Below are 4,982 nucleotides of genomic sequence, written 5' to 3'. Positions count from 1 at the left end.
ACTGCCGGCACACCATGCCCAAGTGGCTGGGTCGCTGCCCGGAGTGCAGCAACTGGGGCGCCGTCCACGAGATAGTGGCTTCGGCGTCGGGTGGAGGCCCGCGCGCTGCCACGCCGGAACGGGCCGCGGTGCCGATCAGCTCCATCGAGCCGGGCTGCGCGCGCCCGCAGCCGACCGGCATCGCCGAACTCGACCGGGTGCTCGGCGGCGGACTGGTGCCCGGGTCGGTGACCCTGCTCGCCGGTGATCCCGGGGTGGGCAAGTCGACGCTGCTGCTGGCGGCCGCTCGCCGGTGGGCCGAGGCCGGCCGGCGGGTGCTCTACGTCGCCGGCGAGGAGTCCGGCGGGCAGGTCCGGTTGCGCGCCGATCGCACCGGCTGCAGCCACGACCAGATCTACCTGGCCGCCGAGTCGGACCTGCCCACCGTGCTGGGCCACCTCGACGCGGTCGGTCCGACGCTGGCGGTGGTGGATTCGGTGCAGACCATGTCGGCGCCGGACGCCGACGGCGTCGCCGGTGGCGTCACCCAGGTGCGGGCGGTCACCGCGGCGCTCACCACCGCGGCCAAGGCGAGCGGCGTGGCCCTGGTCCTGATCGGGCACGTCACCAAGGACGGTGCGATCGCCGGCCCACGTTCGCTGGAGCACCTGGTCGACGTGGTGCTGCATTTCGACGGTGACCGCGGCACCTCGCTGCGGACCGTCCGCGCCGTCAAGAACCGATTCGGCAGCACCGACGAAGTCGGATGTTTTCTATTGCAGGACAGGGGAATAGCAGAGGTCTCCGACCCGTCCGGTCTCTTCCTGCAGCAGCGGCACCAGGCCGTCCCGGGCACCGCGATCACCGTGACGCTGGACGGCAAGCGGGCGTTGATCGGCGAAGTTCAGGCGTTGCTGGCCACCCCGGCGGGCGGGGCGCCGCGGCGCGCGGTGAGTGGGATCGACCACGCCCGCGCGGCGATGATCACCGCGGTACTGGGCCAGCACGCCGGCCTGCCCGTCGCCGCCAAGGACGTTTACCTGTCCACGGTCGGCGGGATGCGGCTGACCGATCCGTCGTCGGATCTGGCGATCGCCCTCGCCCTGGTGTCGGCCCATGCCCAGCTGCCGCTGCCGGCCACCGCGGTGGCGATCGGCGAGGTGGGCCTGGCCGGCGACCTGCGGCCGGTGGCCGGGATGCGTCGCCGGCTGACAGAGGCGGTCCGGCTGGGCTGCACCACCGCGCTGGTCCCGGCGGGCTGCCCGGACGTCCCGTCCGGGCTGCGGGTCGCCGCGGCGGCCACCATCGTGGAAGCCTGCTGCCACCTGGTGGCGATCGCCGAGCGCCGGGCCCGCGAACCGGCTCCACCGGAGCTGCTGGAGCATCGGCCGGACGGGGCCGTTCGGCTGGGGTGAGCTCTTTGGCCGGGCGGCTGGTCGGCCGGGGCGTCCGCCGGCGGCGCCGGCTCGGCCGGCGGCGCGGGTTCGGCCGGTGGCGCGACCGGTTGCGCCGGCTCGGACAGGATGAACGGCACCGCCGCCGAACGCAGGTTGCCCAGCTGCACGACCAGGTTGTAGGTGCCCGGCCCGATCGGCTGCCGGGGCAACGGGCACTGCGGGGCCGAGCCCATCCCGGTCCAGGTCACCTCGGTGGTCACGTGCTCACCCGGGGCGAACGTCTTCACCAGCGTCTCGTTCGACGGGGCGCAGTCCAGGTTCGACCACAGCCGCTGGTTGTCCAGCGAGTAGACGTAGGCGGCCAGCACCGCCGCGCCGACGTCGCGTTTACACGACACCAGCCCGATATTGGTGACGACCATGGTGAACTTCGGCTGGTCACCCAGCGCGTAGTTCGGCTCACTGGTCAGGCCCTTGACGGCCAGCGTCGAATCCGGACAGTCGTCGCCCTCTTGCAGCACCGGGGGTGGCACCACGGCCGCGGTGGGGGTCGCACTGGGTGGGACGCCCTGCGCCACCGGCGGCACCACCGGGGTCTTGATCTCCTCCTTGTGCGGGTCGGCGCCCGGCTTGGCCGACCGCTCGGCCGTGGCCTTCTTCCCGTCCGCGGCTTCCGCCCCCGCGTTGCCGTGGAACAGCGCGGCGATGATCGCCAGCACCACCCCGGCGACGACCACCGCGACCGCCACGGCCAAGGCCCGGCGGCGCCAGTAGATCTGCGCGGGCAACGGGCCCTGCGGTTCCAATTCCAGCACATCCTCACGGTAAGGCCAGGTCACCGCGAGTCGTCCGACCATTGTCGGCGTGTCGTCGCGGCGTCGTGACCTTCGCGGACTATCCGGACCGGCCGGTCGACGGCCTATTCGCCGATATCGCCGACGTGATTGCGCAGCACAACCCGCCCGTCGGCCAGCTGATAGGTGGCACCGGCGATGGCCAGCGAGCCCGCCGCTACCCGCCCGGCGATCGTCGTCGACCGGGTCACCAACTCCGATATCGTCTCGGCGACGTGGCGGGCTTCCAGTTCGTCGACGGTGTCCAGCCCGTCCCGGCGACCCAGCAGGATCGACGGCGTCACCCGCTCGACGATGTCGCGCAGGTAGCCGCCCGGCACCGCACCGTCGTCGAGCGCGGCCAGCGTCGCCTTCACCGCGCCGCAGCTGTCGTGCCCGAGCACCACGATCAGCGGCACGTCGAGCACCGCCACCCCGAACTCGATGGATCCCAGCACCGCCCAGTCGATCACGTGACCGGCGGTGCGCACCACGAACATGTCGCCGAGGCCCTGGTCGAAGATGAGCTCCGCCGCCACCCGGCTGTCGCCGCAGCCGAACACCACCGCGGTCGGCGCCTGGCCGTCCGCCAGACTGGCCCGGCGCTCGATGCTCTGGCTGGGATGTGCGGGCTGACCGGCGACGAAGCGCTGGTTACCCTCTTTGAGTGTCTTCCACGCGGCTGCGGGGTTGGTGTTCGGCATGGCTGCCATTCTGCCCGGCCGGGCCAGCCGCCGCGCAGTGAACATCGACGCCGGCGAGCTGCTCGGCTGGTACGACCGGGCCCGCCGCGACCTGCCCTGGCGCCGCGCCGGGGTGACGGCGTGGCAGATCCTGGTCAGCGAGTTCATGCTGCAGCAGACCCCGGTGGCCCGGGTGTTGCCGGTCTGGACCGACTGGGTGGGGCGCTGGCCCAGCGCCTCGGCGACCGCCGCGGCGACCGTCGCGGACTTGCTGCGGGCCTGGGGCAAGCTGGGCTACCCGCGGCGGGCCAAGTACCTGCACGAGTGCGCCACCGTCATCGCCGGCGACTTCGCCGGCATCGTCCCCGACGACGTCGACACCCTGCGTGCGCTGCCTGGCATCGGCCGCTACACCGCCAACGCGGTGGCCTGCTTCGCCTACCGCAGACCGGTCCCGGTGGTGGACACCAACGTCCGCCGGGTGGTCGCCCGGGCGGTGCACGGGCGCGCCGGCGGCGGGTCGCCGTCGCAGCGGGAACATGCCGAGGTCGCCGCGCTGCTGCCCGCCGCGGAGCTGGCACCGCGGTTCTCCGTGGCGCTGATGGAGTTGGGCGCGACGGTGTGCACAGCGCGCACCCCGGACTGCGCCGCCTGCCCGCTCAGCGGGTGCGCCTGGCGGCAGGCCGGATATCCGGCCACCGTCCAGACCGGGCGGCGCACCCAGCGCTACGCCGGCACCGACCGGCAGGTCCGGGGCCGGCTGCTGGATGTGTTGCGGGCCACCGACTCTCCGGTTGACCGGGTTCGGCTGGAGCCGGCCTGGCCATCGGATGCGATCCAGCGCGAACGAGCCTTGGCGTCGCTGCTGGCCGACGGTCTGGTGGAGCGGGTCGCCGGGGGGCGGTTCGCGCTGCCCGGTCAGGACAGAAACGACTCCACCGCGGCCCGATAGGCATCCGGGGCTTCGTCGTGCACCAGGTGGCCGGCCTCTTCGACCAGCAGATAGCGGCTCCGCGCACCGAGTTCGGCCATCTCCCGCATCTGCCCGGCTGGGGTCACCGAGCTGCCCGCCTCGATCAGCAGGGTCGGCACCCGCACCGCACGCCACTGCGCCCAGTAGTCCCGGGTGCCCCACTCCGCGGCGATCTCGATCCAGCGTGACCGGTGCCCGTGCAGCCGCCATCCGGTTGCGGTCCGGTCGAACGCCTCCAGGAAGTACCGGCCGGCGATGTCGCCGAATTCGGCGAATACCCGTTCCTCGGTGTCGAATTCGACCGGCAACGCGTGCAGCCACGGTTCCCACGGGCCGGTGGTGCGGCCCCGGAAGTCCGGCGCCATGTCCTCGACGACCAGCGCGGAGACCAGCTCCGGCCGGTGCGCGGCCAGACACCAGGCGTGCAGCCCGCCCATGGAATGGCCGACCAGCCGCACCGGCTGCCCCAGTGCGCTCACCGCGTCCGCCAGGTCGGCGACGAACCGTTCGGTACTGACCGGGTACGGGTCGGCCACGTCCCGGCCGCGGTGCCACGGCGCGTCGTAGGTGTAGACGGCGCCGACCCGCCGCAGCCACGGCAGCTGACGTGACCAGGTGCTGCCACGGCCCATCAGACCGTGGACCAAGACGACGGGTCGGCCGCGTCCGCCGCGGTAGGTCAGCGGATCGGCCGGTGGGTTGGGTCCGGTGGGCACACCCCATCTTGGGCCGATCGCACGCGGCCACGGCAAACCGGCAACCCCCGACACGGTAGATTGACCGCATGTCAGTGGTGAAGATCAACGCAATCGAGGTGCCGCCGGGCGCGGGGCCGGAGCTGGAGAAGCGGTTCGCCAACCGGGCCGGCATCGTGGAGAACTCTCCCGGATTCCTGGGCTTCCAGCTGCTGCGGCCGGTCAAGGGAGACGACCGCTACTTCGTGGTGACCCAGTGGGAGTCGGATCAGGCCTTCCAGGCATGGGCCACCGGGACCGGCGCCGAGGCGCACGCCAAGACCCAGGACAAGCCGGTCGCAACCGGCGCGGCCCTGCTGGAATTCGAGGTTGTGTTGGACGTTGCCGGACCTGGCACCCGCGCCTAGCCGCGGCCGGGCCCG

At 72.8% G+C, this 4,982-nt stretch carries 5 protein-coding genes and 1 pseudogene; 3 read left to right on the top strand and 3 right to left on the bottom strand.

The annotated features are described in order from the left end of the window. On the top strand, positions 1–1,394 hold a 1,394-nt coding region (radA, locus tag AC2VNT_RS03310), incomplete at its 5' end, for a DNA repair protein RadA (protein WP_486945502.1). A 23-nt stretch (positions 1,395–1,417) separates the two neighbouring features. Here radA and AC2VNT_RS03305 read toward each other — a convergent pair. Beyond that, a pseudogene (locus AC2VNT_RS03305) lies at positions 1,418–2,191 on the bottom strand (hypothetical protein); the annotation flags it as partial. A 104-nt stretch (positions 2,192–2,295) separates the two neighbouring features. Then, positions 2,296–2,913: a carbonic anhydrase gene (locus AC2VNT_RS03300; RefSeq protein WP_486945501.1), complete on the bottom strand. Its 618-nt coding sequence runs from the start codon at positions 2,911–2,913 to the stop codon at positions 2,296–2,298. Here AC2VNT_RS03300 and AC2VNT_RS03295 point away from each other — a divergent pair. Continuing rightward, complete coding sequence (locus AC2VNT_RS03295; protein WP_486945500.1) at positions 2,912–3,844, top strand: HhH-GPD family protein; 933 nt, start codon at positions 2,912–2,914, stop codon at positions 3,842–3,844. The two genes, AC2VNT_RS03300 and AC2VNT_RS03295, sit on opposite strands and share 2 nt — an antisense overlap. Here the strand turns inward: AC2VNT_RS03295 and AC2VNT_RS03290 are convergent. Then, entirely contained in the window at positions 3,811–4,581 is a 771-nt protein-coding gene (locus AC2VNT_RS03290; protein WP_486945499.1) for an alpha/beta fold hydrolase, read from the bottom strand. The two genes, AC2VNT_RS03295 and AC2VNT_RS03290, sit on opposite strands and share 34 nt — an antisense overlap. A 68-nt stretch (positions 4,582–4,649) precedes the next feature. Here AC2VNT_RS03290 and AC2VNT_RS03285 point away from each other — a divergent pair, with 68 nt between their 5' ends. After that, a complete protein-coding gene (locus AC2VNT_RS03285) occupies positions 4,650–4,967 on the top strand; it encodes an antibiotic biosynthesis monooxygenase family protein (RefSeq protein ID WP_486945498.1) in 318 nt (105 codons plus the stop codon). Positions 4,968–4,982 lie beyond the last annotated feature (15 nt).

Source organism: Mycobacterium sp. TH-M15 (assembly GCF_057473705.1).
The sequence above is the reverse complement of the archived record's forward strand: the minus strand, read 5'-3'. Positions and strand labels throughout refer to the sequence as shown.